This window comes from Sphingobium amiense (assembly GCF_003967075.1).
Taxonomy (GTDB): Bacteria; Pseudomonadota; Alphaproteobacteria; order Sphingomonadales; family Sphingomonadaceae; genus Sphingobium; species Sphingobium amiense.
Genome location: NZ_AP018664.1, coordinates 2,403,747 through 2,428,628 on the forward strand (window position 1 = coordinate 2,403,747; position 24,882 = coordinate 2,428,628).

The 24,882-nt window shown below is 64.2% G+C and carries 17 protein-coding genes, 1 tRNA gene and 1 pseudogene; 12 read left to right on the forward strand and 7 right to left on the reverse strand.

Annotated elements, in window-relative coordinates; all coding sequences use genetic code 11:
* The first annotated feature begins 86 nt into the window (after positions 1-86).
* The 5 genes from SAMIE_RS11555 to SAMIE_RS11575 all read left to right on the forward strand — a co-directional run bounded on the left by SAMIE_RS11555 (position 87) and on the right by SAMIE_RS11575 (position 5,843).
* The gene (locus SAMIE_RS11555) at positions 87-1,718 is read left to right on the forward strand and encodes a helicase HerA-like domain-containing protein (RefSeq protein ID WP_066699181.1); all 1,632 of its coding nucleotides are present in this window, start codon (positions 87-89) and stop codon (positions 1,716-1,718) included.
* 26 nt (positions 1,719-1,744) lie between these two features.
* On the forward strand, positions 1,745-2,167 hold the full coding sequence (locus tag SAMIE_RS11560; protein WP_066699179.1) for a VOC family protein: 423 nt from the start codon (positions 1,745-1,747) through the stop codon (positions 2,165-2,167).
* 113 nt (positions 2,168-2,280) lie between these two features.
* Positions 2,281-3,585: an MFS transporter gene (locus SAMIE_RS11565; RefSeq protein WP_066699176.1), complete on the forward strand. Its 1,305-nt coding sequence runs from the start codon at positions 2,281-2,283 to the stop codon at positions 3,583-3,585.
* The gene (cysK, locus tag SAMIE_RS11570) at positions 3,582-4,499 is read left to right on the forward strand and encodes a cysteine synthase A (RefSeq protein ID WP_066699168.1); all 918 of its coding nucleotides are present in this window, start codon (positions 3,582-3,584) and stop codon (positions 4,497-4,499) included. The genes SAMIE_RS11565 and cysK overlap by 4 nt, the downstream gene beginning before the upstream one ends.
* A gap of 24 nt (positions 4,500-4,523) precedes the next feature.
* The gene (locus SAMIE_RS11575; RefSeq protein WP_066699166.1) at positions 4,524-5,843 is read left to right on the forward strand and encodes a cell wall hydrolase; all 1,320 of its coding nucleotides are present in this window, start codon (positions 4,524-4,526) and stop codon (positions 5,841-5,843) included.
* A gap of 11 nt (positions 5,844-5,854) precedes the next feature.
* Here SAMIE_RS11575 and SAMIE_RS11580 read toward each other — a convergent pair whose 3' ends face one another.
* Positions 5,855-6,940: a helix-turn-helix transcriptional regulator gene (locus SAMIE_RS11580; protein ID WP_066699165.1), complete on the reverse strand. Its 1,086-nt coding sequence runs from the start codon at positions 6,938-6,940 to the stop codon at positions 5,855-5,857.
* A gap of 121 nt (positions 6,941-7,061) precedes the next feature.
* Here SAMIE_RS11580 and SAMIE_RS11585 point away from each other — a divergent pair, with 121 nt between their 5' ends.
* From SAMIE_RS11585 to SAMIE_RS11605, 5 genes are all read left to right on the forward strand, one after another.
* Positions 7,062-8,243 (forward strand): MFS transporter, encoded by a 1,182-nt coding sequence (locus SAMIE_RS11585; protein WP_083952436.1) that lies wholly within the window; start codon positions 7,062-7,064, stop codon positions 8,241-8,243.
* Positions 8,244-8,530: 287 nt separating this feature from the next.
* Positions 8,531-12,697, forward strand: coding sequence for a DNA-directed RNA polymerase subunit beta (gene rpoB / locus SAMIE_RS11590; RefSeq protein ID WP_066699163.1), 4,167 nt, complete (start codon positions 8,531-8,533; stop codon positions 12,695-12,697).
* A 3-nt stretch (positions 12,698-12,700) separates the two neighbouring features.
* Entirely contained in the window at positions 12,701-13,255 is a 555-nt protein-coding gene (locus SAMIE_RS11595) for a hypothetical protein (protein ID WP_126516823.1), read from the forward strand.
* Positions 13,252-17,535: a DNA-directed RNA polymerase subunit beta' gene (gene rpoC / locus SAMIE_RS11600; protein ID WP_066699161.1), complete on the forward strand. Its 4,284-nt coding sequence runs from the start codon at positions 13,252-13,254 to the stop codon at positions 17,533-17,535. Before SAMIE_RS11595 ends, rpoC begins: the two co-directional genes overlap by 4 nt.
* Positions 17,536-17,691: 156 nt before the next feature.
* Positions 17,692-17,765 (forward strand) — tRNA-Gln (locus tag SAMIE_RS11605).
* Between the two features lie 62 nt (positions 17,766-17,827).
* Here SAMIE_RS11605 and SAMIE_RS11610 read toward each other — a convergent pair.
* The 4 genes and pseudogenes from SAMIE_RS11610 to SAMIE_RS11625 all read right to left on the reverse strand — a co-directional run.
* Positions 17,828-18,589: pseudogene (locus SAMIE_RS11610) on the reverse strand (acyltransferase family protein); the annotation flags it as partial.
* A 97-nt stretch (positions 18,590-18,686) separates the two neighbouring features.
* Positions 18,687-18,971 carry an XRE family transcriptional regulator gene (locus SAMIE_RS11615; protein WP_066520978.1) on the reverse strand — a complete coding sequence of 95 codons (285 nt, stop codon included), beginning with the start codon at positions 18,969-18,971 and terminating at the stop codon, positions 18,687-18,689.
* On the reverse strand, positions 18,964-19,320 hold the full coding sequence (locus SAMIE_RS11620) for a type II toxin-antitoxin system RelE/ParE family toxin (RefSeq protein ID WP_066520988.1): 357 nt from the start codon (positions 19,318-19,320) through the stop codon (positions 18,964-18,966). The genes SAMIE_RS11615 and SAMIE_RS11620 overlap by 8 nt, the downstream gene beginning before the upstream one ends.
* Positions 19,321-19,351: 31 nt before the next feature.
* On the reverse strand, positions 19,352-19,954 hold the full coding sequence (locus tag SAMIE_RS11625) for a recombinase family protein (protein WP_066520976.1): 603 nt from the start codon (positions 19,952-19,954) through the stop codon (positions 19,352-19,354).
* A 200-nt stretch (positions 19,955-20,154) separates the two neighbouring features.
* Between SAMIE_RS11625 and SAMIE_RS11630 the strand changes: the two genes are divergently transcribed.
* Positions 20,155-23,124, forward strand: a complete 2,970-nt coding sequence (locus SAMIE_RS11630) for a Tn3 family transposase (protein ID WP_066704273.1) — start codon at positions 20,155-20,157, stop codon at positions 23,122-23,124.
* Between the two features lie 21 nt (positions 23,125-23,145).
* Here the strand turns inward: SAMIE_RS11630 and SAMIE_RS11635 are convergent, their stop codons facing one another.
* Positions 23,146-23,481 carry an acyltransferase family protein gene (locus SAMIE_RS11635; RefSeq protein WP_162849060.1) on the reverse strand — a complete coding sequence of 112 codons (336 nt, stop codon included), beginning with the start codon at positions 23,479-23,481 and terminating at the stop codon, positions 23,146-23,148.
* Between the two features lie 194 nt (positions 23,482-23,675).
* Between SAMIE_RS11635 and SAMIE_RS11640 the strand changes: the two genes are divergently transcribed.
* A complete protein-coding gene (locus SAMIE_RS11640) occupies positions 23,676-24,380 on the forward strand; it encodes a GDSL-type esterase/lipase family protein (protein ID WP_066700264.1) in 705 nt (234 codons plus the stop codon).
* 7 nt (positions 24,381-24,387) lie between these two features.
* On the opposite strand, the gene SAMIE_RS11645 is transcribed toward SAMIE_RS11640, so the two are convergent.
* The gene (locus SAMIE_RS11645; RefSeq protein ID WP_066700266.1) at positions 24,388-24,870 is read right to left on the reverse strand and encodes a PilZ domain-containing protein; all 483 of its coding nucleotides are present in this window, start codon (positions 24,868-24,870) and stop codon (positions 24,388-24,390) included.
* Positions 24,871-24,882 lie beyond the last annotated feature (12 nt).

Below are 24,882 nucleotides of genomic sequence, written 5' to 3' on the forward strand. Positions count from 1 at the left end.
CCATATCGGACCCGTTCGGGCCGAGCCTTGCCGAAGCGTCGGCGGCTTGGGGCGAACGGGTCTTCTTTTTGGGAAGGATGTCGGGGATGAGCGATGGGATCTTCATCGGACTGGGCGCGCCGGAGAAGGATGGCGGCATCCCCCAATATCTGAACCTGCGCCGCGCAAACCGGCACGGCCTGATCGCGGGCGCGACAGGCACGGGCAAGACGGTGACGTTGCAGGGGATTGCCGAGAGCTTTTCCGCCCTTGGCGTGCCGGTGTTCCTCGCGGATGTGAAGGGCGACCTTGCGGGCATCTCCATGGCGGGTTCCCCCACCGCCAAGAATGCTGACAGGCTGGTCGCACGCGCGGCGGAAATCGGCGTTATCGACTATGCCTATGCCGACAATCCGGCGATCTTCTGGGATCTTTACGGGCAACAGGGCCATCCTGTCCGCACGACCGTCAGCGAAATGGGGCCGCTGCTGCTCGCCCGCCTCATGGGCCTTAATGAAACACAGGAAGGCGTGCTGTCGATCGCTTTCAAATATGCCGACGAGGAAGGGCTGCTGCTGCTCGATCTCGGCGATCTTCAGGCGATGCTCGCTTATTGCGCGGAGAATGCCGATGCGCTCTCGGCGCGCTACGGCAATGTGACGAAGGCCAGCGTCGGCGCGATCCAGCGGCAGTTGCTGCAACTGGAAGCCCAGGGCGGCGACCATTTTTTCGGCGAACCCGCGCTCGACATCCACGACATGCTGCAGGTGGATGAGAAGGGGCGCGGCTATATCAACGTCCTTGCCGCCGACAAGCTAATGCAGAGTCCAAAGCTCTACGCGACGTTCCTGCTGTGGCTGCTGTCCGAACTGTTCGAGACGCTGCCCGAGGTGGGCGATCCCGACAAGCCGGTGCTCGTCTTCTTCTTCGACGAGGCGCACCTGCTGTTCGAGGATGCGCCCAAGGCGCTCACCGACAAGATCGAGCAGGTCGTGCGGCTGATCCGGTCGAAGGGCGTGGGCGTCTATTTCGTCACGCAGAACCCGATCGACATCCCGGAGGATGTGGCGGGGCAGCTCGGCAACCGGGTGCAGCATGCGCTGCGCGCCTTCACCCCGCGCGACCAGAAGGCGATCAAGGCAGCGGCGGAGACGTTCCGCATCAACCCGGACCTGAATGTCGAAACGGCGATCACCGAACTCAAGGTGGGCGAGGCGCTGGTGTCGCTGTTGCAGGAGGACGGGTCGCCCGGCATCGTCCAGCGCACGCTCATCGCCCCGCCCCGCTCACGGCTCGGGCCGCTGGAGTCGAAAGAACGGGCGATCATCCAGTCGATCTCGCCCTGCGCGGGCAAATATGACGAGGCAATGAACCGCGAGTCGGCGGAAGAAATCCTCTCCGCGCGGGGGCAGGCGGCGGCCGCGGCGGCGCAGGCGGCCAAGGCGAATGCGGAGGCCGACAAGGCTGCGGCTGCGCAGGCCAAAGTGGAGGCGAAGCAGCGCGAGGCGGAATTGAAGGAACAGGCGCGGCGCGACGCGGCGGCGGCGCGGGAAGCCGCCAAGCCCGGCGCGTTCGAGAAAGCGGTGCAGTCCGCCACCCGCTCCGCCGCCTCCTCGGTCGGGCGTCAGGTCGCCAACGAACTGGGCCGCGCGGTGTTCGGCGGGTCTAGCCGCCGCTCCTCCTCCGGCGGGATCGCGGGCAAGCTGGTGCGGGGCATTTTGGGAAGCCTGTTCAAATAAAGCGACAGCGATGTAGACAGCCGGACATGCAACAGCAGATTTCCGTCATCACGCTCGGCGTCAGCGCACTCGCCCGGTCGCGGCTCTTCTACACCGAAGGCTTCGGGTGGAAGCCGGTGTTCGAGAATGACGAGATCATCTTCTACCAGATGAACGGTTTCGTGCTCGGAACCTTTGAAAAGTCGGCGCTGGAAACGGACATGGGCAGGCACGGCCTCGTGTCTCCGGGCGCCTTTTCCCTCGCGCATAATGTCGCGGACCAGGCCGATGTCGCACCCCTGATGGAGCGGCTGGTCGAGGCGGGCGGCAGCCTTTTGAGACCGGCCGACGCCCCGCCGCATGGCGGCTTTCGAGGCTATGTCGCCGATCCCGACGATCATGCGTGGGAGATCGCGTGGAACCCGGCATGGCGCATCGACGCCGACGGGCATGTGACATTCGCGTTATGACCGTCCGGCGGCCGCTTCGACAAGCATCGCTCATAGCTGCCCAAGAAAAGCTGATCGTCCGCAGTCCCTTCCCCGTTGCCTGACACTGCGCGCGGCGGCTAAGGCGGGAGGCGATGAGCATCCCCCCCGCCCCGCGCCACCCGCTGACCTTCGGCAATTTCCGGGCCTATCTGGTCGGGCGGTTCGCCGCCGTTCTGGCGCAATATAGCATGATGATCGTGCTGGGGTGGCAGGCCTATAATATCGCACGCGAAACGATGTCGACGGCAGGTGCTTCGGCGCAGCTCGGCCTCATCGGCCTCGCGCAGTTCCTGCCGCTCTTTTTCCTGACCCCGGTGACGGGATGGGTGGCGGATCATTATGACCGGCGGGCGATCACGCGCGTCACGCTTGCGCTGCTGACGGCGGCGGCGGGACTGCTGGCCTTCGCGACCTATGAGGGCTGGGTCAGCCTGCCGCTGATCTTCGGGATCGCGGTGATCGTGGGCGTGGCGCGGGCGTTCAACGGTCCGGCCTATGGCGCGCTGGCGCCCAATCTGGTGCCGGTGGAGGTGCTGCCCAACGCCATCGCCATTTCCAGCGTCGCGTGGCAGACGGGGATGATCGCAGGCCCGGCGGTGGGCGGATATGCCTATGCCGCGACGCCATGGGGCGCCTATGCGCTGGCGGCGGGGCTTTACGGCTTCGCCCTCGTCGCGATGTTCTTCATCGGCAGGGTGCCGCAGCCGCAGCGCGACACCAGCCGCCATCCGGTCCGCCAGATGATCGACGGCGTCACCTATGTGAAGGGCAACCGGCTGGTGCTCGCCACGATCACGCTGGACCTGTTCGCGGTGCTGCTGGCAGGCGCGACGGCGCTGCTGCCGGTCTATGCCCGCGACATATTGCAGGTGGGATCGACGGGCCTCGGCCACCTCGCCGCCTCGCCCGGCATCGGTGCGGCGGTGACGGCGCTGTGGTTCTCCTTCCGGCCGATGAAGACGCATGTCGGCCTGAAGATGCTGGGTGCGGTCATCCTGTTCGGCCTCGCCACCATCGCCTTCGGCTGCACCGCGTTCCTGCCACGATCCATCGCGGTTGAAGTGGGCATCGCTGCCCTCATCGTATTGGGCGGTGCAGACATGGTATCGGTGTTCGTGCGCCAGTCGCTCGTGCAGATCCATACGCCCGACGCCATGCGCGGCCGCGTGTCGAGCCTGTCGCAGCTGACCATTTCCGCGTCCAACGAACTGGGCGAGGCGGAAAGCGGGTTCCTCGCAGCGCTGGTCGGGCCGGTGGCGGCGGTGATCGGCGGGGGCATCGGCGCGATCCTCATCACGCTTTACTGGGCACGGCTCTTTCCAGAGTTGCGCCTTGCGCATAGTTTCGATCCACCCGACATCGGGCGAGCGGACATCCATCAGGAGAAAGAGTCGTGAAAGCTGCCTCGATACTCGAAACCATCGGCAACACGCCGCATATCCGCGTGCAGCGCCTGTTCGGCGATGCTGAAGTGTGGATCAAGTCGGAACGGTCGAACCCCGGCGGGTCGATCAAGGACCGCATCGCGCTCGCCATGATCGAGGCGGCGGAGGCTTCGGGCGACCTCAAGCCCGGCGGCACCATCATCGAACCGACATCGGGCAATACCGGCGTCGGCCTCGCCATGGTGGCGGCGGTCAAGGGCTATAAGCTGGTGCTGGTCATGCCCGAAAGCATGTCGATCGAACGGCGGCGGCTGATGCTCGCCTATGGCGCGACCTTCGACCTCACCCCGCGCGAGAAGGGCATGAAGGGCGCGATCGAACGCGCGCTGGAACTGGTGAGCCAGACGCCGGGAAGCTGGATGCCGCAGCAGTTCGAAAACCCCGCCAATATCGACGTGCATGTTCATACGACGGCGGTCGAGATCCTGACCGACTTCGGCGACGCGCCCATCGACGCGCTGGTGACGGGCGTGGGCACGGGCGGTCATATCACCGGGACGGCGCAGGTGCTCAAGAAGGCGTGGCCCGACCTCAAGGTGTTCGCGGTGGAGCCGACGCTGTCCCCGGTCATCAGCGGCGGGCAACCGGGGCCGCATCCGATACAGGGCATCGGCGCCGGTTTCGTCCCGGCAAACCTCCATACGCAATTGCTCGACGGCGTGATCCAGGTCGATCCCGCCGACGCCAAGGACTATGCGCGGCGCGCGGCGCGGGAGGAAGGGATGCTGGTGGGCATTTCGTCCGGCGCGACGCTGGCGGCAATCGCGCAGAAGCTGAAGGAACTGCCTGCGGGCAGCCGCGTGCTGGGCTTCAACTACGACACTGGCGAGCGTTACCTGTCGGTGCCCGACTTCCTGCCGGAATAGGAACGCAGGTCCGGTCTTTTTGTCATGAGCAATGCGGACACCCCCGCCCGGCCACATGCGGTCATGTGGCTGGTCTGGGCGCTGATCTTCATCGGTCTGCCGATGGCGGTCGCCCATTGGGAAAGCCGTCCGCGCGCAACCGGAGCGGACCGGCCCTTCGAGGCAGTGGCGGCGGGGGCGCGGCTGCGCGGACCCCGCGCCGCGCCGCCGCCGGTCGAGCCTGTGCAGGTGTTCGCGCTCGATCCTGCTGAGGCGCGCGCCTTCAACGCGAAAATCCCCTTTTCCCGCGATCCCAATCCGGCGGCGCGGCCTTTCCTCTTTGCAGGAGATGAGGGCGATTTCGCGCGCGCGACCGACTGCCTTGCGGCGGCGCAGCTTTATGAAGCAGGCGACGATACCGTGGGCGAACGGGCGGTGGCGCAGGTGGTGCTGAACCGCGTGCGCCATCCCGCCTTCCCCAAGACGGTATGCGGCGTCGTGTTTCAGGGGCAGGAACGGCGCACGGGCTGCCAGTTCACCTTCACCTGCGACGGCGCGCTGGCGCGGGTGCCGGGCGCTGCCGCATGGAGCCGGGCGCAGGAGATTGCACGCGCGGCGCTGGCGGGCAAGGTGTTCCAGCCGGTGGGCTATGCCACCCATTATCACACCGACTGGGTGGTGCCTTACTGGAGCGGCAGTCTCGACAAGATCACGGCAGTGGGCACGCATCTCTTCTTCCGCTGGCGCGGCTGGTGGGGAACGCCGCCAGCCTTCCGCTTCGGGCGCACGCCGGGGGAGCCGGTGGTGCCGAAGATCGCGATGCTGTCGAGGGCGCACCGGGCGATGCCGGGGGGCGGATTGCCCCTGCCGCTGTCTGAAGGCGCAAGCGCGCTGGCCGCGCATCCCGAACAGGTGGGGATGGAGGCGCTGGGCAAGAGCGTGGCGGGGGTGAAGCTGATCTCCATCGCGGACGCGCGCAGCTTCCTCGTCGAGCTGCCGCGCGGCAGTGCGCCCGATCGCTGGCCGGAACTGGCGCGCACTTTCTGCGCCGGGCGGACGCAGTGCCGGATCATGGGCTGGGTCGCGGGCGAAGCGCCCAGACAGGTGCCGCTGACGCTGGCGGACATGGCGGCGATGCGCTTTTCCTACATTCACGATGCGGGCAGCGGGTTGCAGCGCGCGCTGTGGAATTGCGCCCGGACGCCGCGCGCGAACCGCAACGACTGTATGCGCCAGCGCGTGCCGGTGGCCGTGCCGCCGGTCGCCCCTACCGATGCGGGGCTGGCGGGCGTCCGGCGCAGGGAGCGGTTCGAAACCGTGAAGATCGTGCCGCCCGAAGCGCCTGCGAACGCGTCAGCGCCCTGACCCGGCCCGCTTCAGTCGGCGAGCGGGAAGCGCGGCAGGCGGGCGATGCGGGCGACCAGTTCGGACTGACGGGTGACGTCCATCTTGAGGTAGATGGCCTTGAGCTGCGAGCGCACGGTAGCGAGCGACACCGCCCGTTCCTGCGCCACGGTTTCCACCGCCTTGCCGTCCGCAAGGCCGACGACGATGTCCGCTTCGGCTGCGGTGAGACCATAGAGCGCGCGCACCCGGTCGGCGAGGCTCGCGTCGCGGCCATGAGGATCGGTGACGATCATCACGATCTGCCGCTGCTGCCCGGTCCAGATGGCGGCGATGGACGCCATATAGGGCGCGCCCCGTTCCCGATGCAGCGCAATCGCGCTCGCCTGCGTGGCGTCACGGGCGGCGGCGGCGCGCAGCGCGGAGAAAAGCCGGGCCTCGTCACGCGGGTCGCGCGCAGCGATCCGCCGCCGTCGCAGCAGCAGCGCATCGCCCGTTCGCAGCATCGCGTCGGCTGTGCGGTTGCTGGCGACGATCAGGCCGTCCGTCGCGAGGGTGAAAACGGCATGGTCCAGCAGGTCGAGCGTGGCATGAAGCGCCCGGCCATGATGCACCGCGCGGTCGAGCTTGCGCCGGATGTCGAACATGCGGCCGAGATGGCCGACCTGATCCTGCACCATCGCAACCTCGCGCGCGTCGAAGGCGCGCTGCGTCCGCCCGCGATGCAGGCCGACATGGCCAACCGCCTCGCCATGCTGGACGACGCCGCCAAGGCAGCGAAAGGTGTCGTCGCCCATCGGGCGTATCCATTCATTATATATGCGGCTGCCTTCATAGGCGCTGTCGGGCACCATCGAGTCGAAGGCCCAGACGCGGTTGGACGGTCGCCCGTCCAGCGCCCCGCCCCACAGGTCGTCGTCCTGAAATTCCTCGTCATAGACGGCCATCTGGTCGGCCGTGAAATAGCCCGAATAGCTGATTTCGGTCGCGTCGCCGGGCCTGCGCCCCCAGTGCAGCACGGCGGAACGCGCGCCCGCGGCTTCGGCCAGCAGGGCCGCGAGCCGGGCGAAGGCGTCATCGTCGGCGGCGGCGTCGTAAATATCTTCCGTGCGAATCACGGGGGCAGTCCTGTTTCGGGCGAAGGTCAGAAGTGCCGTATCACGGCATATTTTTGCGAGCCTTGGACGAATCGGACAAAATTTGCGTTAAGGCCGGGCGGTTTATGGATACTGGAAACCTGTGCGCGCTCCCCGATCCCCTTCCGTTTCTGCCCCGTCCGTTCTGGCCCCGTCCGTTCTGGTCCTGTCGGTCATCGCCCTGATTGTGCAGGGCGGGACGCTGATGACGCTGCCCGCGATCCTGCCGCACATGACGGGCGATTTCGGCTCCCTCGGTCTGGCGGCGACTGTTCTGCTGGTGGCGATGAGCGGCGGGAACCTCATCGTCGGCCGGCTGATCGGGCGGATGGATGCGCGTGCGGTGATCGCGGGCGGCATCGCGCTGGCGGCGGCAGGATGGCTGGGCGCGGCGATGGCGCAGGATAGGATATGGCTGACGGCGGCGCTCGCACTGACGGGGGCGGGAATTGCGGGTTCGACCATCGTGCCGGGCATCGCGATCATCACCCGCGACATGCCGCAGCGGCGGGGCGGGGCGCTGGCGCTGTTTCTGGGCGCGACGATATTGGGCGGCGCGATCATGCCGCCCGCGCTGACGCTGATCGCGGACCTATGGCACTGGCGCACGGCGATGATGCTGGCGAGCGCGGCGATGCTGGCGACGATGCCGTTGCTGCTGGTCGTACGGCGCGGCCTCGCTACCGGGGCCGATGCGCCAGATGCCGGGCGGACAGCGGTCTTGCCGCGCCCCGGCGCGGTGCAGGTGACGGCCGCGATGACCATGGTGCAACTGTCGATCAACGGCATCCTTTTCGCCCTGGTCGATGGGCTGATGCGGCAAGGGCTGAGCCATGGGCAGGCAGTAACGGCTTTTGGCATTGCGAACTTCATGGGGCTGCCCGCCCTGCTCGCCGGAGGGTGGGTCGCCGACAGGATCGGGGGCAGAGAAGCGTTCGCGCGCAGTGGCCTGATGCTCGCGGGGGGAAGCGCGGCGCTGCTGGCGGCGGGACCGTTCGGGATGGCGGGCGTCGCCGCCTTCGTGCTGCTGTGGGGCGTGGCGAGCGCGCTGCCGGGCCAGACCGGCGCGATGATGATCGCCGAGGTCGCGCCGGGCGCGCGATTCCCTGCCCTGCTGGGCACGGCGGTCGCGGTAGCGAGTCTGGTGGGCGCGCTGGCGCCGATGCTGACCGACATGATGCTGGCGGCGGGCGGCGGCCTTGCCGGGATCGTCATCGCCTATGCCGGTCTGGCGCTGGGCGGAGCGATGCTGGCGGGAGGGCGATGGAGCCTCTTCACAAAATAGGAGATTGCTCCTATATGCGATCAGGAAATCGGTCCTGCCCGCCGCTCGTTGGCGGAAGGGACCGTCCCCCGGATCGCCCGGGGACCGGCACCGGCTAGCGTCCGGAACCGGCGGGATTGGGCGAATTTGGGCGGGTTTACAGACGCTGACAGTGCGGATCGGACAGTCCCGGCCCGCACTTTTTTGCGTGGAATGACAGGCGCGAATCGCCGGTCATTCCACCGCAACAGGGCTGAATTTCCGCTGCGATGCGGGAAAACACGACGAACCGTTACAGGCAGGAACGCATGGCGACCAAAGCTCTCCCCCCCATCAGCAACACCGGCGCGAAGAAGCGCATCCGCAAGGTGTTCGGCGACATTCACGAAGTGGTTCAGATGCCGAACCTGATCGAGGTCCAGAGGGAGAGCTACGAACAGTTCCTGCGGTCCGATCCGTCGATCGGTTATGTGTCGGGCCTCGAAAAGACCCTGCGCTCGGTCTTCCCGATCCGCGACTTCGCCGGCACCGCCGAAATGGACTTCGTTCACTACGAACTCGAAGATCCGAAATATGACGTGGAAGAATGCCGCCAGCGCGGCATCACCTACGCCGCGCCGATGCGCGTGACGCTGCGCCTCATCGTGTTCGAAGTGGACGCCGACACCGAAACCCGCTCCGTGCTCGATATCAAGGAGCAGGACGTCTACATGGGCGACATGCCGCTCATGACGGGCAACGGGACCTTCATCGTCAACGGCACCGAGCGCGTGATCGTCAGCCAGATGCACCGTTCGCCGGGCGTCCTGTTCGACCATGACCGCGGCAAGACCCATGCGTCGGGCAAATATCTGTTCGCCGCGCGCGTGATCCCCTATCGCGGTTCATGGCTCGACTTCGAGTTCGACGCCAAGGACATCGTCAACGTCCGTATCGACCGCAAGCGCAAGCTGCCGGTGACGGCGCTGCTGTTCGCGCTGGGCCTGACGCCAGAAGACATTCTGGGCCAGTTCTACAACAAGGTCACCTATGTCCGTGGCGAAGGCGGCTGGCAGATCCCCTATCTCGCCGAAGCATGGCGCGGCCTGAAGCCCGCCTTCGACATCGTCGACGCCAAGTCGGGTGAAGTCGTGTTCGCCGCCGGCCACAAGATCAGCCCCCGCGCCGCCAACAAGGCGGAGAAGGACGGGCTTGAGACGCTGCTGATCCCGACAGAGGAAGTCTATGGCCGCTACAGCGCCTACGACCTCATCAACGAGAGCACCGGCGAAATCTATATCGAGGCGGGCGACGAAGTGTCGCCGGAAAATCTCGAAAAGCTCGACAAGGCGGGCATCGACCGCCTCGAGCTGCTCGACATCGACCATGTCACCACTGGCCCCTGGATTCGCAACACGCTGAAAGCCGACAAGGCCGAAGACCGCGATCAGGCGCTGTCCGACATCTATCGCGTCATGCGCCCCGGTGAGCCGCCGACGAAGGAAACCGCCGAAGCGCTGTTCGCCGGGCTGTTCTTCGATCCGGAACGCTACGACCTGTCGGCCGTGGGCCGCGTGAAGATGAACATGCGCCTCGACCTCGACGCCGAGGACACGGTGACGACGCTGCGGACCGAGGACATCCTCGCCGTGGTCAAGGAACTGGTGAACCTCAAGGACGGCAAGGGCGAAATCGACGACATCGACAATCTCGGCAACCGCCGCGTGCGTTCGGTCGGTGAGCTGCTGGAGAACCAGTATCGCGTCGGCCTGCTGCGCATGGAGCGCGCGGTCAAGGAACGCATGTCGAGCGTCGATGTGTCGACCGTGATGCCGAACGACCTCATCAACGCCAAGCCCGCCGTGGCTGCGGTGCGTGAGTTCTTCGGTTCCTCGCAGCTCTCGCAGTTCATGGACCAGACCAACCCGCTGTCGGAAGTGACGCACAAGCGTCGCGTGTCGGCGCTCGGGCCGGGCGGTCTGACGCGCGAACGCGCGGGCTTCGAAGTCCGCGACGTTCACCCGACCCACTATGGCCGCATCTGCCCGATCGAGACGCCCGAAGGCCCGAACATCGGTCTGATTAACAGCCTCGCCACCTTCAGCCGCGTCAACAAATATGGCTTCATCGAAACGCCCTATCGCAAGGTCGTCGACAACAAGGTGACGAACGATGTCGTCTACCTGTCCGCCATGGAAGAGGCCAAGCACACGATCGCGCAGGCCAACGCCGAAGTGAATGCCGACGGCAGCTTCGTGGAAGACCTGATCTCCGCGCGGGAAGCGGGCGAATTCCTGATGGCGCCCAAGGACCACATCACGCTGATGGACGTCAGCCCCAAGCAGCTCGTGTCGGTCGCGGCCTCGCTCATTCCGTTCCTGGAGAATGACGACGCCAACCGCGCGCTGATGGGATCGAACATGCAGCGTCAGGCCGTGCCTCTGGTGCAGGCCGAAGCGCCCTTCGTCGGCACCGGCATGGAAGGCACGGTCGCCCGTGACTCCGGCGCAGCCGTGGCGTCGCGCCGCGCGGGCATCGTCGATCAGGTCGATGCGACCCGTATCGTCATCCGCGCCACCGGCGATGTCGAACCCGGCCAGTCGGGCGTCGACATCTACACGCTCCAGAAGTTCCAGCGCTCCAATCAGGACACCTGCATCAACCAGCGTCCGCTGGTGAAGGTCGGCGACCTCATTGAAGCAGGCGACGTGATCGCCGACGGCCCGTCGACCGAGTTCGGCGAGCTGGCGCTGGGCCGCAACACGCTCGTCGCGTTCATGCCCTGGAACGGCTACAACTACGAAGACTCGATCCTGATCTCCGAACGGATCGTGAAGGATGACGTCTTCACCTCGATCCATATCGAGGAGTTCGAGGTCATGGCCCGCGATACGAAGCTGGGGCCGGAGGACATCACCCGCGACATCCCGAATGTCGGTGAGGAAGCGCTCCGCAACCTCGACGAAGCGGGCATCGTCTATATCGGCGCCGAAGTGGAGCCGGGCGACATCCTGGTCGGCAAGATCACGCCCAAGGGCGAAAGCCCGATGACGCCGGAAGAAAAGCTGCTCCGCGCGATCTTCGGCGAAAAGGCGAGCGACGTGCGCGACACGTCGCTGCGCCTGCCTCCGGGCGTCGCCGGGACGGTCGTGGAAGTGCGCGTGTTCAACCGCCACGGCATCGACAAGGACGAGCGCGCCATGGCGATCGAGCGGGAGGAAATCGACCGCCTCGCCAAGGACCGCGAGGACGAACGCGCCATCCTCAACCGCGCGACCTTCAACCGGCTGCAGGAAATGCTGCTGGGCCAGACCGCGTCCGCGGCTCCCAAGGGCGTCCGCAAGGGCGTGGTCATCGACGAGGCTCTGCTGGGCGAGGTCGAGCGGCACGAATGGTGGAAGTTCGCCGTCGAGGACGATCAGCGTCAGGCCGGCATCGAAGCCGTCAAGGCGCAGTATGACGAAGCGGTGAAGCTGATCGTCGAGAAGTTCGAGGATCGCGTCGACAAGCTGCAGCGCGGCGACGAACTGCCCCCGGGCGTGCTCAAGATGGTCAAGGTCTTCGTCGCGGTGAAGCGCAAGCTGCAGCCGGGCGACAAGATGGCGGGCCGTCACGGCAACAAGGGCGTCATTTCGCGCATCCTGCCGATCGAGGACATGCCCTTCCTGGAAGACGGCACGCATGTCGACATCGTGCTCAACCCGCTGGGTGTGCCAAGCCGCATGAACGTCGGCCAGATCTTCGAAACGCATCTGGGCTGGGCCGCGCGCGGCCTTGGCCAGCAGATCAAGCATGCGCTGGAGGATTGGCGCGAAGCCAACCCGAACGCGCAGGCCGGGGCGATGCCCGACGCGGTCAAGCAGCGCCTGCTCGAAGCCTATGGCGAGCAGTATGCCGACCAGATCGAGGGCCGCGATGGCGACCAGATCGTCGATCTGGCCGAACATCTGGGCCGCGGCGTGCCGATGGCGACGCCGGTGTTCGACGGTGCGCGGGAAGCCGACGTGTCGCGGATGCTGGAGCTGGCGGGTCTAGATTCGTCGGGTCAGTCGGACCTGTATGACGGCCGCACCGGCGACAGGTTCGACCGCAAGGTCACGGTGGGCATCATCTATATGCTCAAGCTCCACCACCTCGTCGACGACAAGATCCACGCACGGTCCATCGGTCCCTACAGCCTCGTCACCCAGCAGCCGCTGGGCGGTAAGGCGCAGTTCGGCGGCCAGCGCTTCGGTGAGATGGAAGTGTGGGCGCTCCAGGCCTATGGCGCCGCCTACACGCTGCAGGAAATGCTGACGGTGAAGTCCGACGACGTGGTCGGCCGCACCAAGGTCTATGAGGCGATCGTCAAGGGCGACGACACGTTCGAGGCTGGCATCCCCGAAAGCTTCAACGTGCTCGTCAAGGAAATGCGCTCGCTGGGCCTCAACGTCGAACTCGCCGCGATGGACGAGGTCGAGGAAGACGGCGACGGCTTCGCGCAGGCGGCGGAGTAAGGATTGTCGCTAGTTTCGGACACTGAACTCAATCCGGTTTTCCGCCAGTTGGTGGAAAACTCGGATTGGGTCTGCATCGAAGCCAAGGGAAATGCCCTAAGCAGGTCTGAGCGCATTGAAAAGGATGGTGTTATCCTCCACTATTTCTCCGAAATTGGAGGATCGGATCAGATGTTTGACGCAAGGTCTACCGCTCTAGTTCGCGCTGAGAATAACGTGACGGTGGTTCCTAGCTTCAAACGCACCTTTGCCGATCTGGGCCTAAATTTCACAGGTAGCGACTTGGATTTTAAGACAGTAGATCAAAATTTTGAGACGGTGAGGGGTTATCTTGGCGACAAGAAACGCCTTCTTGAACGCGTCGAGGAACAGGCAAAGCGCATACTGGAAGCAGTAATCGACGGAGCAGGCATGGTTCGTGGCCTGCCTCATTCATTGCAAGATGGAGAGCATTTGCAATGGAGGAGGAGAGTTGACGAAACTTACAGGCGTGCCGCTAGCGAACAGCTGCCGAAATATGAACAAGCAATAGAATCTCTTTCGAGGAATTCGAAATGAACGAACTGACCAACTTCGCCAATCCGATCCAGAAGCCGGAAACCTTCGACCAGATCCAGATCAGTCTGGCTTCGCCCGAGCGCATCCGGTCCTGGTCCTTCGGCGAGATCAAGAAGCCCGAGACGATCAACTACCGCACGTTCAAGCCCGAGCGTGACGGCCTGTTCTGCGCTCGCATCTTCGGTCCGATCAAGGATTATGAATGCCTGTGCGGCAAGTATAAGCGCATGAAGTATAAGGGCATCGTCTGCGAAAAATGCGGTGTCGAAGTCACGGTGTCGAAGGTCCGCCGCGAGCGCATGGGCCATATCGAACTGGCCGCGCCTGTCGCGCACATCTGGTTCCTGAAGTCGCTGCCCTCGCGCATCGGCCTGCTGCTCGACATGCAGTTGAAGCAGCTTGAGCGCGTCCTCTATTTCGAATCCTACATCGTTACAGAGCCGGGCCTGACCCCGCTCGAAAAGTTCCAGCTTCTGACCGAAGACGAACTGCTCGACGCGCAGGACGAATATGGCGAGGACGCCTTCTCCGCCGGGATCGGCGCGGAAGCGGTCAAGCAGATGCTGATGGACCTCGACCTTGAGGGCGAGAAGCAGGCGCTGCTGGACGAACTGGCCGTCACCAAGTCGGAACTCAAGCCCAAGAAGATCATCAAGCGCCTCAAGGTGGTTGAGTCCTTCCTGGAATCGGGCAACCGCCCCGAATGGATGATCCTCGACGTCGTGCCGGTCATCCCGCCCGAACTGCGTCCGCTGGTGCCGCTGGACGGCGGCCGCTTCGCGACGTCGGACCTCAACGACCTCTATCGCCGCGTCATCAACCGCAACAACCGCCTGAAGCGGCTGATGGAACTGCGCGCCCCGGACATCATCGTCCGCAACGAAAAGCGCATGTTGCAGGAAGCGGTCGACGCCCTGTTCGACAATGGCCGTCGCGGCCGCGTGATCACCGGCGCGAACAAGCGTCCGCTGAAGTCCCTGTCCGACATGCTCAAGGGCAAGCAGGGCCGCTTCCGCCAGAACCTGCTCGGCAAGCGCGTCGACTATTCGGGCCGTTCGGTCATCGTGACCGGTCCGGAACTCAAGCTGCACCAGTGCGGCCTGCCGAAGAAGATGGCGCTCGAACTGTTCAAGCCCTTCATCTACGCCCGCCTCGACGCCAAGGGTCTGTCCATGACCCTCAAGCAGGCGAAAAAATGGGTCGAGAAGGAGCGCAAGGAAGTCTGGGACATTCTGGACGAGGTGATCCGCGAGCATCCGGTGATGCTGAACCGCGCGCCGACGCTCCACCGCCTCGGCATTCAGGCGTTCGAGCCTGTGCTGATCGAGGGCAAGGCGATCCAGCTCCACCCCCTCGTCTGCTCGGCCTTCAACGCCGACTTCGACGGCGACCAGATGGCCGTGCACGTTCCGCTTTCGCTGGAAGCCCAGCTCGAAGCCCGCGTGCTGATGATGTCGACCAACAACATCCTGTCGCCCGCCAACGGCAAGCCGATCATCGTGCCGTCGCAGGACATGGTGCTGGGCATCTATTATCTGTCGATGGAACGCGAAGGCGAGCCGGGCGAAGGCATGCTGCTGGCCGACATGCAGGAAGTGCATCAGGCGCTCTATGCCAAGGCGGTGACGCTGCACTCGAAGATCATCAGCCGCGTGCCGCAGACCGACGAAGCCGGCAACCAGTATATGAAGCGGTTCGAGACCACTCCGGGCCGCATGCTGCTGGGCGAATGCCTGCCCAAGAGCCACAAGGTGCCATTCGACGTGGTCAATCGCCTTCTCACCAAGAAGGAAATCGGCGACGTCATCGACCAGGTCTATCGTCATACCGGCCAGAAGGACACGGTGCTGTTCGCCGACGCCATCATGGCGCTGGGCTTCCGCCACGCGTTCCAGGCCGGCATCAGCTTCGGCAAGGACGACATGGTCATCCCCGACAGCAAGACGACCTATGTCGATGAGACCAAGGCGCTGGTGGCCGATTATGAGCAGCAATATCAGGACGGCCTGATCACCCAGCAGGAAAAGTACAACAAGGTGATCGACGCCTGGAGCCGTTGCGGCGATCAGGTGGCGAACGCCATGATGGACGAAATCCGCGCCCAGCCCAAGGACGAGACCGGCCGCATGGCCCCGATCAACTCCATTTACATGATGGCGCATTCGGGTGCCCGTGGTTCGCAGGCCCAGATGAAGCAGCTCGCGGGCATGCGCGGCCTGATGGCCAAGCCTTCGGGCGAGATCATCGAAACGCCGATCATCTCGAACTTCAAGGAAGGCCTGACCGTCCTTGAATATTTCAACTCCACCCACGGCGCCCGCAAGGGTCTGGCCGACACCGCGCTCAAGACGGCGAACTCGGGCTACCTGACCCGCCGTCTGGTCGATGTGTCGCAGGACTGCACCGTCGTCGAGGAGGATTGCGGCACCGACAAGGCGCTGGAGATGAAGGCCATCGTCCAGGGCGGCAGCGTCATCGCTTCGCTCGGCGAGCGCATTCTGGGCCGCACCACGGCGCAGGACATCGTCGACAGCAAGGACGGCAGCGTGGTGATCCCCATCGGCACCCTGCTGGACGAAGCCATGATCGCCCAGATCGAGGCCATCGGCACGCAGGCGGTGAAGATCCGCAGCCCTCTCATCTGCGAAAGCAAGATGGGCGTGTGCGCCAAGTGCTACGGCCGTGACCTCGCCCGCGGCACCCCGGTCAACATCGGCGAAGCGGTCGGCGTCATCGCGGCGCAGTCCATCGGCGAGCCGGGCACGCAGCTCACCATGCGGACCTTCCACATCGGCGGCGCGGCGAACTTCAACGAAACGTCGAACCTCGAATCCGTGGCGGACGGCACGATCGAACTGCGCGACATGCCGACCATCACCGATAAGCAGGGCCGCCGCCTCAGCCTCGCCCGCAACGGCGAGATCGCGATCATCGACAGCGAGGGCCGCGAGCGCGCCACCCATCGCCTGCCCTATGGCGCGACCATCCTGTTCGCCGATGGCGACAAGGTCGCACAGGGCGACCGCATCGCCGAATGGGACCCCTTCACCATGCCGGTGATTACGGAAAAGCCCGGTATCGTGAAGTATCAGGATCTGATCGACGGCAAGACGCTGACCGAACAGACCGACGAAGCGACCGGCATCGCCCAGCGCGTCGTCACGGAATTCCGTGGCTCGGCCCGTTCGAAGGAAGACCTCCGTCCGCGCCTCACCCTGCTCGACGACCAGTCGGGCGAAGCGGCCCGCTACATGCTGGCCGTGGGTGCGACGCTGTCGGTGGACGACGGTGCGCAGGTGCAGGCCGGTGACGTGCTGGCGCGCGTCAGCCGCGAAGCGGCCAAGACCCGCGACATCACCGGCGGTCTGCCGCGCGTCGCCGAACTGTTCGAAGCGCGCAAGCCCAAGGACAATGCGATCATCGCCAAGGTCTCCGGCCGCGTCCAGTTCCTCAAGGACTATAAGGCGAAGCGCAAGATCGCCATCGTCCCCGAAGATGGCGGCGAGCCGGTCGAATATCTGATCCCCAAGAGCAAGGTGATCGACGTTCAGGAAGGCGACTATGTCAAGCGCGGCGACAACCTGATCGGCGGTTCGCCCGATCCGCACGACATCCTCGAAGTGCTCGGCATCGAGCCGCTGGCCGAATATCTGGTCGCGGAAATCCAGGAAGTCTATCGTCTGCAGGGCGTGAAGATCAACGACAAGCACATCGAGACGATCGTTCGTCAGATGCTGCAGAAGGTCGAGATCATCGAGTCCGGCGACACCACCCTGCTGGTGGGCGAGCAAGTCGACCGCGAGGAAATGGACGAGATCAACAGCAAGCTCCAGCCCGGCTTCCAGCCGGCGGCGGGCAAGCCGGTGCTGCTCGGCATCACCAAGGCTTCGCTGCAGACGCGCTCGTTCATCTCGGCCGCGTCCTTCCAGGAAACGACCCGCGTGCTCACCGAAGCGGCGGTTCAGGGCAAGAAGGACACGCTCGTCGGTCTGAAGGAAAACGTCATCGTCGGCCGCCTGATCCCGGCGGGCACAGGCGCTGGCATGAACCGGATGCGCGTCGCCGCCTCGTCGCGTGACGCGGCGCTGCGGGCCGCCCTGCGGAGCACGAGCCAGGTGGACCTCATCGCCCCGCGCAGCGCCGCCGAAGAACATGCCGCCGAACTCGCGCAGGGTCCGGAAGCGGCGATCGGCGACGATCCGCTGGGCGTTGTCGAGGGCGAAACCCACGGCACCGACGCGGATGCGGGCGATTACCTGCTGAAGAGCGACGGCGAATAAGCGCCGCTCCATCCCGATGAAAAGCCCGCCGGACGCACCTGTGTCCGGCGGGCTTTTTGATGGGCGCAAGGCCCGGAAAGGCGACAAATGCGCTTGACGGGGCCAGCGCGCCGCCCTATCTGCGGCCTCCCGAGCGGGGCACGCCCCTGCTCCTGATGCCCGATCCTCTAATGGTAAGAGAGCGGACTCTGACTCCGTCAATCAAGGTTCGAATCCTTGTCGGGCATCCATTCCCTTTAGCCTGAACCAAGCAAACCCGCCGACCACAGGCTGTGCAGCCTGACGGCTCGCTTCAGGACGGCCGGGTCCGCATTTCGGCAGGGGCGATCCCGTCATGGGCCTTCCCCGCACGCTTCATCGCGAAGGCCCATGCAAGACCCATGCGCTCCGCCAGATGGAACAGCATGAGCGACGCGGCGAGGGTCGCAGCCGCCAGCATGGGCAGAAACAGCAGCAGCATGGCCGCCCTCGGCTCCCACGGGCCGAAACGCAGGGCGGCGCAGCCCAGCAGGGCGACGATGGGGAAATGCAGCACATAGATCGGAAGGGTCCGGCGACCCAGCCACGCGAACGGCGCCATGTGCGACGGCCATATGCCCGCGAGCTGCGCCGCGACGAGGATGCCCGTCGCAGCGCCCGCCAGATGCCGGGCCAGTTCCACGCCGGGAAACGCGACGGCGGAATGCAGCAGAATGAAATAGGCGACGATCACCGCCCCGATCAGCCTGACATCGTGCAGAGACGAAAGCCGCGTCAGAGGTCCGCCGTAGCGCGCGCCCATGACGTAGAGCGGCAGATAATTGCCCAGCGAGCCGAACGCACCGCGCAGTTCGGCACCTGACCGGATCAGGCAGACACCGGTCAGCAGGGCTGTAAGGACAGCGAGCGGCGAAGGCAGCCGGATCGTGGCCGCCGTGAACAGATAGGCGAGCGTGAGCGCCCAGAGATACCAGAGCACCGATCCGCCGCGAAACAGTTCGAACAGGGCGCCCGGCGTGGGGGGAAGCCAGCGGTCGTTGGGCCAGGCGGGAATAATCAGCAGCATCACGACCGACCATCCCGCATAAAGGCGTCACCTCAAGGTTTGTGCGCCAAACAACGATTTGGCGGACATAAGCGGAACATTCGGCGTAGTCGGCCTTGTTTGCTTATCAGATCAGCGCGAGCTCGACCCTACGCCCCACGACGGCGGCAGCGCGCTGCAGGGTTTCGATGGTGACATTGCCATCGGCGGGATCAAGCATGCGGTCTACTTGTGTCCTGCTGGTATGCATCAATAGCGCCAGTCGCTTCTTGCTGAGCTTGCGTTCGCGCATCGCCTCGGAAAGCTGCCAAGCGATGACTTCCTTGATGGCCTTGGCCTGGAATTCCGCGAGCACACCTTCTTCCTCGAGGAAGCTGTCCAGCGTCGGGCCGCGATGTTTGTTCTCAGCCATTTTCAACCTCTTTCTGGCGCTTGCGTGCCAATTCCAAATCTGCGGCTGGCGTCGTCTGTGACTTCTTGATAAATCCATGCAGCGCGTAGAGTTCGCCTTGGTGGAAACAGAACAGCACACGCGCGATCGTTCCGTCAGGCAGGGATGTACGCACTTCGAACAGCCCCTTTCCCATAGGGCGAACCAGCGGCATGCCAACCGGCCAGCGGAACTGGACCCGCTGTAAGTCCTGGCCAATCTCGCGGCGATTGGCTTCAGGGAGACCGAGTAGCCAGTCGCGAACGGGGACATTGCCTGCATCGGTCTGGTAGAACACCAGCTCGATGCGTTGTGCGGTCCCCGATCCCATGGCTACCATATGCACTATATAAGGTGCATAGTCAAGCTGGTTCCGCCGTCACGGCAGTGACCGTGGGCTGCCGGCCAAGGGTGCGATAAACTGTCGGACGCGAAATCGAGAACAGTTCGGCCAGGTCGCTGATCGAATAATCGCCGGTGTCATACATCCGGCGCAACTCCTTCTGCTGCCGATCAGATAGCTTTGGCTTCTTGCCGCGCAGCTTTCCCCGGGCGCGGGCGACGGCCATACCTTCCCGGGTCCGCATCCTGATCAGATCGGCTTCGAATTCCGCGAAGGTGGCAAGGATGTTGAAGAACAGCTTGCCCATGGGGTCGCCGGGATCGTGGACGCTGGCACTGAGTTGCAATCTCACGCCGCGTGCCGTCAGCTGGTCGCCGATCGCCCGTGCGTCGGGAACGGAGCGCGCAAGTCGGTCGAGCTTGGGCACCACCAGCGTGTCGCCATTGCGAACTGCGGCCAAGGCCTGATCCAAACCTGGTCGCGCACGATTGGTCCCGGTGAAACCGTGGTCGGTATAAATTCGATCCGGTGCCACCCCAAGCTGGACCAGAGCGTCGCGCTGTGCGGCAAGATCCTGCTTGTCCGTTGAGCAGCGGGCATAGCCGATCAGGGTGTTGGTCATCCGGGACTTGTATCGCAGAAGGGGCCTTCAACGCAAAACAAATCGGACCAGTCAAACGAGACAGGCGGAACACAGGTTTTCGGTGCGATGGCGGCGCTGCCGACACATGTTCGCTAAGGGATCGTCTATCGGACAGTGCACCTCTTCGCATTGGCAGACCCTCGCGTTAATCTGACGCGACGAATCGGTGGGAGGGCAAATTGGCGAGACGACGGCTCCTGACTGATCACGAGCGCCGATGCCTATTCGAGCCGCCGACCGACGACATCGCGATCATCGCCAACTACACGTTGTCCGCCGAAGACATCGAAGTGATCGGCAGGCGCTACGGCGCGCCGAACAGGCTTGGCCTCGCAAGCCATATTGCCTTGATGCGTCATCTTGGATTCGGCTTGCCGGGAAACAATGCCGTCCCGACCCCCGTTTTGCATTACCTCGCCGCCCAACTGCACGTCGATCCGGCAGCGCTCACCAGCTATGGTCAGCGCTCACAGACCCGAAACGACCATGCCGAGATCGTCGCCCGATACCTGGGGCTTCATCCCTTCCGGCGCATGGACATTCCTTTCGCGCTGGAACTGGCGGAAGCCGCCGCGCGACACACAGATCGCGGCGAACCCATCGTTCGCGCACTGATCGAGGGGCTGAAGGACAAGCGCTTCATCTTGCCCGCCTCGGATACCTTGGAGCGGGCCGGACTTGCCGGACGGGCTCGCGCGCGCAAAGCGGCCGCAGCCGCACTCATCGAGACGCTAGATTCCTCCGAGATGGCGCATCTCGACGACCTGCTCGTCAACAATTCCGATTTCGGGATGACGCCCTTGGCCTGGCTCCGCGCCTACGATGAAGCGCCGAATACAGCGAACATCAATGGCCTCTTGGAGCGGTTGCGGTTTGTGCGCAATATTGGCATCGATCCCGCAGTCAGCTCCGAGATCCCCGAATTCCGCTTCGCCCAATTTGTTCGCGAAGGCGGCGTGGCCCCGGCCTTTCTCCTCTCTGACTACAGCCTTAATCGCCGCCGCGCGACGCTTGTGGCAGCCGTCATCGATCTTGAAGCCCGGCTTGCCGATGGTGCGATCCAGATGTTCGATCGTCTGATCGGCGGCATGTTCACCCGCGCACGGCGCGGCCGGGAGAGGCGCTATCAGGACAGCATCCAGTCCGTCGGCCAGCTGATGCGACTGTTCGGCGCGACGATTTCGGCCCTTGATGAAGCGATCCAGCACGGCGGCGATCCGCTCGAGCTGATCGATGAAATGGTGGGTTGGCACAAGCTGGTGGCCGCAAAGGCGCAGGTCGACGCGCTGGCCAACCTCGCCGGCGAGGATGCCTTGGTCATGGCGACCGAACGCTATGCGACGCTGCGCCGGTTCGGCCCCGCCTTCTTCGAGGCATTCTCGTTCAAGGCGTCCGGCAGCCGATTGCAGTTGATCAAGGCCATCGATGTCATCAGGGATGCCAACCAGCGCAAAGCACGCCATCTCCCCGACAGTGTTCCACTGCCGTTCCCGAACCGCAAATGGAAGCAGATCATCACCAGCGGCGGGCGCATCAACCGTCGGCTCTACGAAATTGCGGTTGCTGCGACTTTGCGCGACGGGTTGCGTGCTGGCGATGTGTGGGTCGAGGGCAGCCGTAGCTATCAGCGCTTCGACGCCTATCTGCTCAGCCGTCGCGACACAGCGAAAGCCCTGGAGCAGCTTGCCTTCGAGACCGATGCTCAAGCCTACCTTGCCGGGCGCGGTAGAACGCTCGATTGGCGGTTGCGCCGCTTTGCCAAGCAGCTGAAAGGCGGAAACCTTGAAGGCGTGTCTTTGGACCGCGACCGATTGAAAATCCAGCAAATGCCGCCAATCAGCCCGCCCGAAGCCGAAGCGCTCGACCGGCGGCTCGATGGTCTGCTCCCGCGCGTCAGGATAACCGAGCTTTTGCTCGAAGTGGCCGAACGCACGGGTTTTCTATCAGCCTTTCGCGAGCTGCGATCCGGCAAGGAACACGACAACCCCAATGCCGTGCTCGCGGCGATCCTGGCGGACGGCACCAATCTGGGCTTGGAGCGCATGGCCAATGCCAGCGAAGGCGTGACCTATGCTCAGATCGCGTGGACGCACAATTGGTACCTGTCGCCCGAAAATTACAGCCACGCACTCCAGACGATAGTCGCGGCCCATCATCAGCTTCCGTTCGCGCGCCACTGGGGCGCGGGAACCAGCTCGTCGTCCGACGGCCAGTTTTTCCGCTCCGGAAGAAGCCGGTCGGGCGCCGCCGAGGTCAATGCCAAGTACGGTGCAGAGCCAGGGGTGAAGATATATTCGCATGTCTCCGACCATTTTGCATCCTTCGGCTCGCGGATCATGTCCGCAACAGCCGGGGAAGCGCCCTATGTGCTCGATGGTCTGGTTCTGGGCGCCGGGCAACTCCCGTTGCACGAACATTATACCGACACCGGCGGTGCCAGTGACCATGTGTTCGGGTTGTGCCACCTACTGGGCTTCCGATTCGTCCCGCGATTGCGCGACATTGCGGATCGCAAGCTTGGCTCCATTCTGGCACCATCATCCTATCGGGGCATCGAATGTCTGATGGGCCGCACGATCAAGACAGCCGCGATCGAAGCCGATTGGGATGACATCGTCCGGGTCGTGGCGTCGATCAAGGATGGCACTGTCGCGCCCTCGGTCATCATGCGCAAGCTTGCTGCCTACAAGCGGCAAAACAAACTGGATTTTGCGCTTGCCGAACTCGGCCGCATCGAGCGCACGCTGTTCGCGCTCGACTGGCTGGAACAGCCCACGCTTCGGCGGGCATGCCAAGCGGGCCTGAACAAGGGGGAGGCGCGGCATACTTTGGCAGCGGCCATCTACACCAATCGCCAGGGCCGATTTACGGATCGAAGCCTCGAAAACCAGGAATACCGCGCTTCGGGCCTCAATCTGCTGATCGCGGCGATTTCCTATTGGAACACGCTCTATCTTGACCGGGCTGTGCAGCATCTCGGTGCTACCGACATCGAATTTGATCTAGCGCTGCTTGCCCATCTGTCGCCAATGGGCTGGGCGCACATCAGCCTGACCGGCGATTATCTTTGGGACCAGGCCAAGCGAATTTCTGCGGGCGAATTTCGGCCGCTGAACGATCCGCTGGCGCGGCTCAAGCTCGTGGCATGACCGATGTTCCCGAAATGTCCGTCAAATCGTTGTCTGGCGCACAAACCTTGAAGTGACGCCATAAACGGCGGTCAGCGAAGCGACCCGGCGAAGCCTGATGCGTTTCGCTGGCCGGGCTGAAAAGCCGAAGGACACCATGCCCGATATGGTGAAGAACAGGGGCAGGCGGATATGGACGAGCAGCGGATCGAAATAGGCCCAGCGTATCAGGTCCGACGGCAGGGGCGGCGCCAGAACAAGCGCATAGTCGCGGCTGTGATGGACGATGATGAGAATGATAGCGAGGCCACGGGCGACGTCGATCCATTCGAGACGATGGAACGGCGATGGCCTTGCGGAATTTTCATCCTGCGTCACCGGCGATTGATCCGGCAGGAAATGATGAGGACCGATCCTGTCACGATAGTCTATCCATCCGTTTTCCGGCCAATATTTCCGACGATGTAGGCAAGTGTCAGAAAAGGGTTATCATGATGCTAATCCTGCGGTGCATCAGGCTTACGGAATCTTATTTTTATCCTGCAAGAAGAACAGACCTGCCGGAGTGAAATGTGAGGTCGAAGGTCGCAAAGTTGCTGGTCGGTGCGGGCACGTTCGTCGCGATCATGGCCGCTGCATGGCTGGGCGGGCTGTTGCCCCACGACGACGGGGAACTGCCTGACGACCACGAGCGTCCGGGGACATGCATGTTGTGGTTCCTCGGCAGTTCCTCCATCCACCGCTGGACCAGCCTTGAGAAGGATCTGACGCCCTGGGACGCGCGCAATCGCGGGATCGACGGCGCGATGCTGAACGACATCGCCAGCCGTTTCTCCAAAATTTCCCCGGATGAGGGGCGTCCGGCGGCGATCATCCTCTATTCCGGAGAGAATGACATCGCGGGAGGGCGCGACATCCGTGCGATCGCGCGCGATCTGGCGCGGCTGTCGGTGACGCGGGATCGCGTGCTGAAGGGCGTGCCGCTTTTCATCCTGTCGATGAAGCCCAGTCCGGGGCGGTTACAATATCTGCCGCGACTGCAGGAATATAATCTCCTTCTCCGGCATCTGGTCCCGAAGATCAAAAATGCCGCCTATGTCGATATTACCGGGCCGCTGCTGGCAGATGGCATGCCGCGCAGCCATTATCGGGAGGACGCCATTCACCTGAGCCCGAGCGGCTATGCCATACTGGCACGGGTCGTCCGGCAGACTCTGGACGCGCGCATGGCGCCGTCGGTCGTGCAGCGATGCGGGAAAGGCAGATCGGCAGGTTGACGTGCCGTCAGGCGAACAGGCTCATGGCGAGGCTGGCGAGGCCGATGGCGATGCCCCAGCTCGCGATCACCGCCACCGCCAGCACGGCAAGGCGCGCGCGGCGGCTGAGCTTGGGCTGTTCGGCGAAGAGAGCGGCTTCGGCCTGCACCCTGAAGGTCGCGAAATTGCCGGTCACGACATTGCCTGCCGCTTGTGTTTCTTCCAGTTCCCTAAAGGTCAGCGCCTGATCGAACTCGCAACCCGCCTGCCCGCCCTGCGACCACACGACGCGCGCGGGACGCGAACCCACACCGGCAAGGCCGATCATGATGGCTTCCTGCGGCGCAAGATCGCGGACGCCGGAAATCCGGCAGCCGCCGACCGCCACATCCTCCAGCAGCACGTCGAGCGGATCGCCATCGTCGAGACGCAGCGTGGACGCGCGGCTGACGTCGAGGCGCTCCGACGAGCGGTGAAAGCGGTGCAGGACCGTATGATAGGGCGCGTTCATGATCTGGCTCCG

Coding starts and splice junctions, on each gene's coding strand:
- SAMIE_RS11555 (WP_066699181.1), top strand. CDS start 87: ATGAGCGATGGGATCTTCATCGGACTGGGCGCGCCGGAGAAGGATGGC.
- SAMIE_RS11560 (WP_066699179.1), top strand. CDS start 1,745: ATGCAACAGCAGATTTCCGTCATCACGCTCGGCGTCAGCGCACTCGCC.
- SAMIE_RS11565 (WP_066699176.1), top strand. CDS start 2,281: ATGAGCATCCCCCCCGCCCCGCGCCACCCGCTGACCTTCGGCAATTTC.
- SAMIE_RS11575 (WP_066699166.1), top strand. CDS start 4,524: ATGAGCAATGCGGACACCCCCGCCCGGCCACATGCGGTCATGTGGCTG.
- rpoB (WP_066699163.1), top strand. CDS start 8,531: ATGGCGACCAAAGCTCTCCCCCCCATCAGCAACACCGGCGCGAAGAAG.
- rpoC (WP_066699161.1), top strand. CDS start 13,252: ATGAACGAACTGACCAACTTCGCCAATCCGATCCAGAAGCCGGAAACC.
- SAMIE_RS11615 (WP_066520978.1), bottom strand. CDS start 18,971: ATGGCTGAGAACAAACATCGCGGCCCGACGCTGGACAGCTTCCTCGAG.
- SAMIE_RS11620 (WP_066520988.1), bottom strand. CDS start 19,320: ATGGGATCGGGGACCGCACAACGCATCGAGCTGGTGTTCTACCAGACC.
- SAMIE_RS11625 (WP_066520976.1), bottom strand. CDS start 19,954: ATGACCAACACCCTGATCGGCTATGCCCGCTGCTCAACGGACAAGCAG.
- SAMIE_RS11645 (WP_066700266.1), bottom strand. CDS start 24,870: ATGAACGCGCCCTATCATACGGTCCTGCACCGCTTTCACCGCTCGTCG.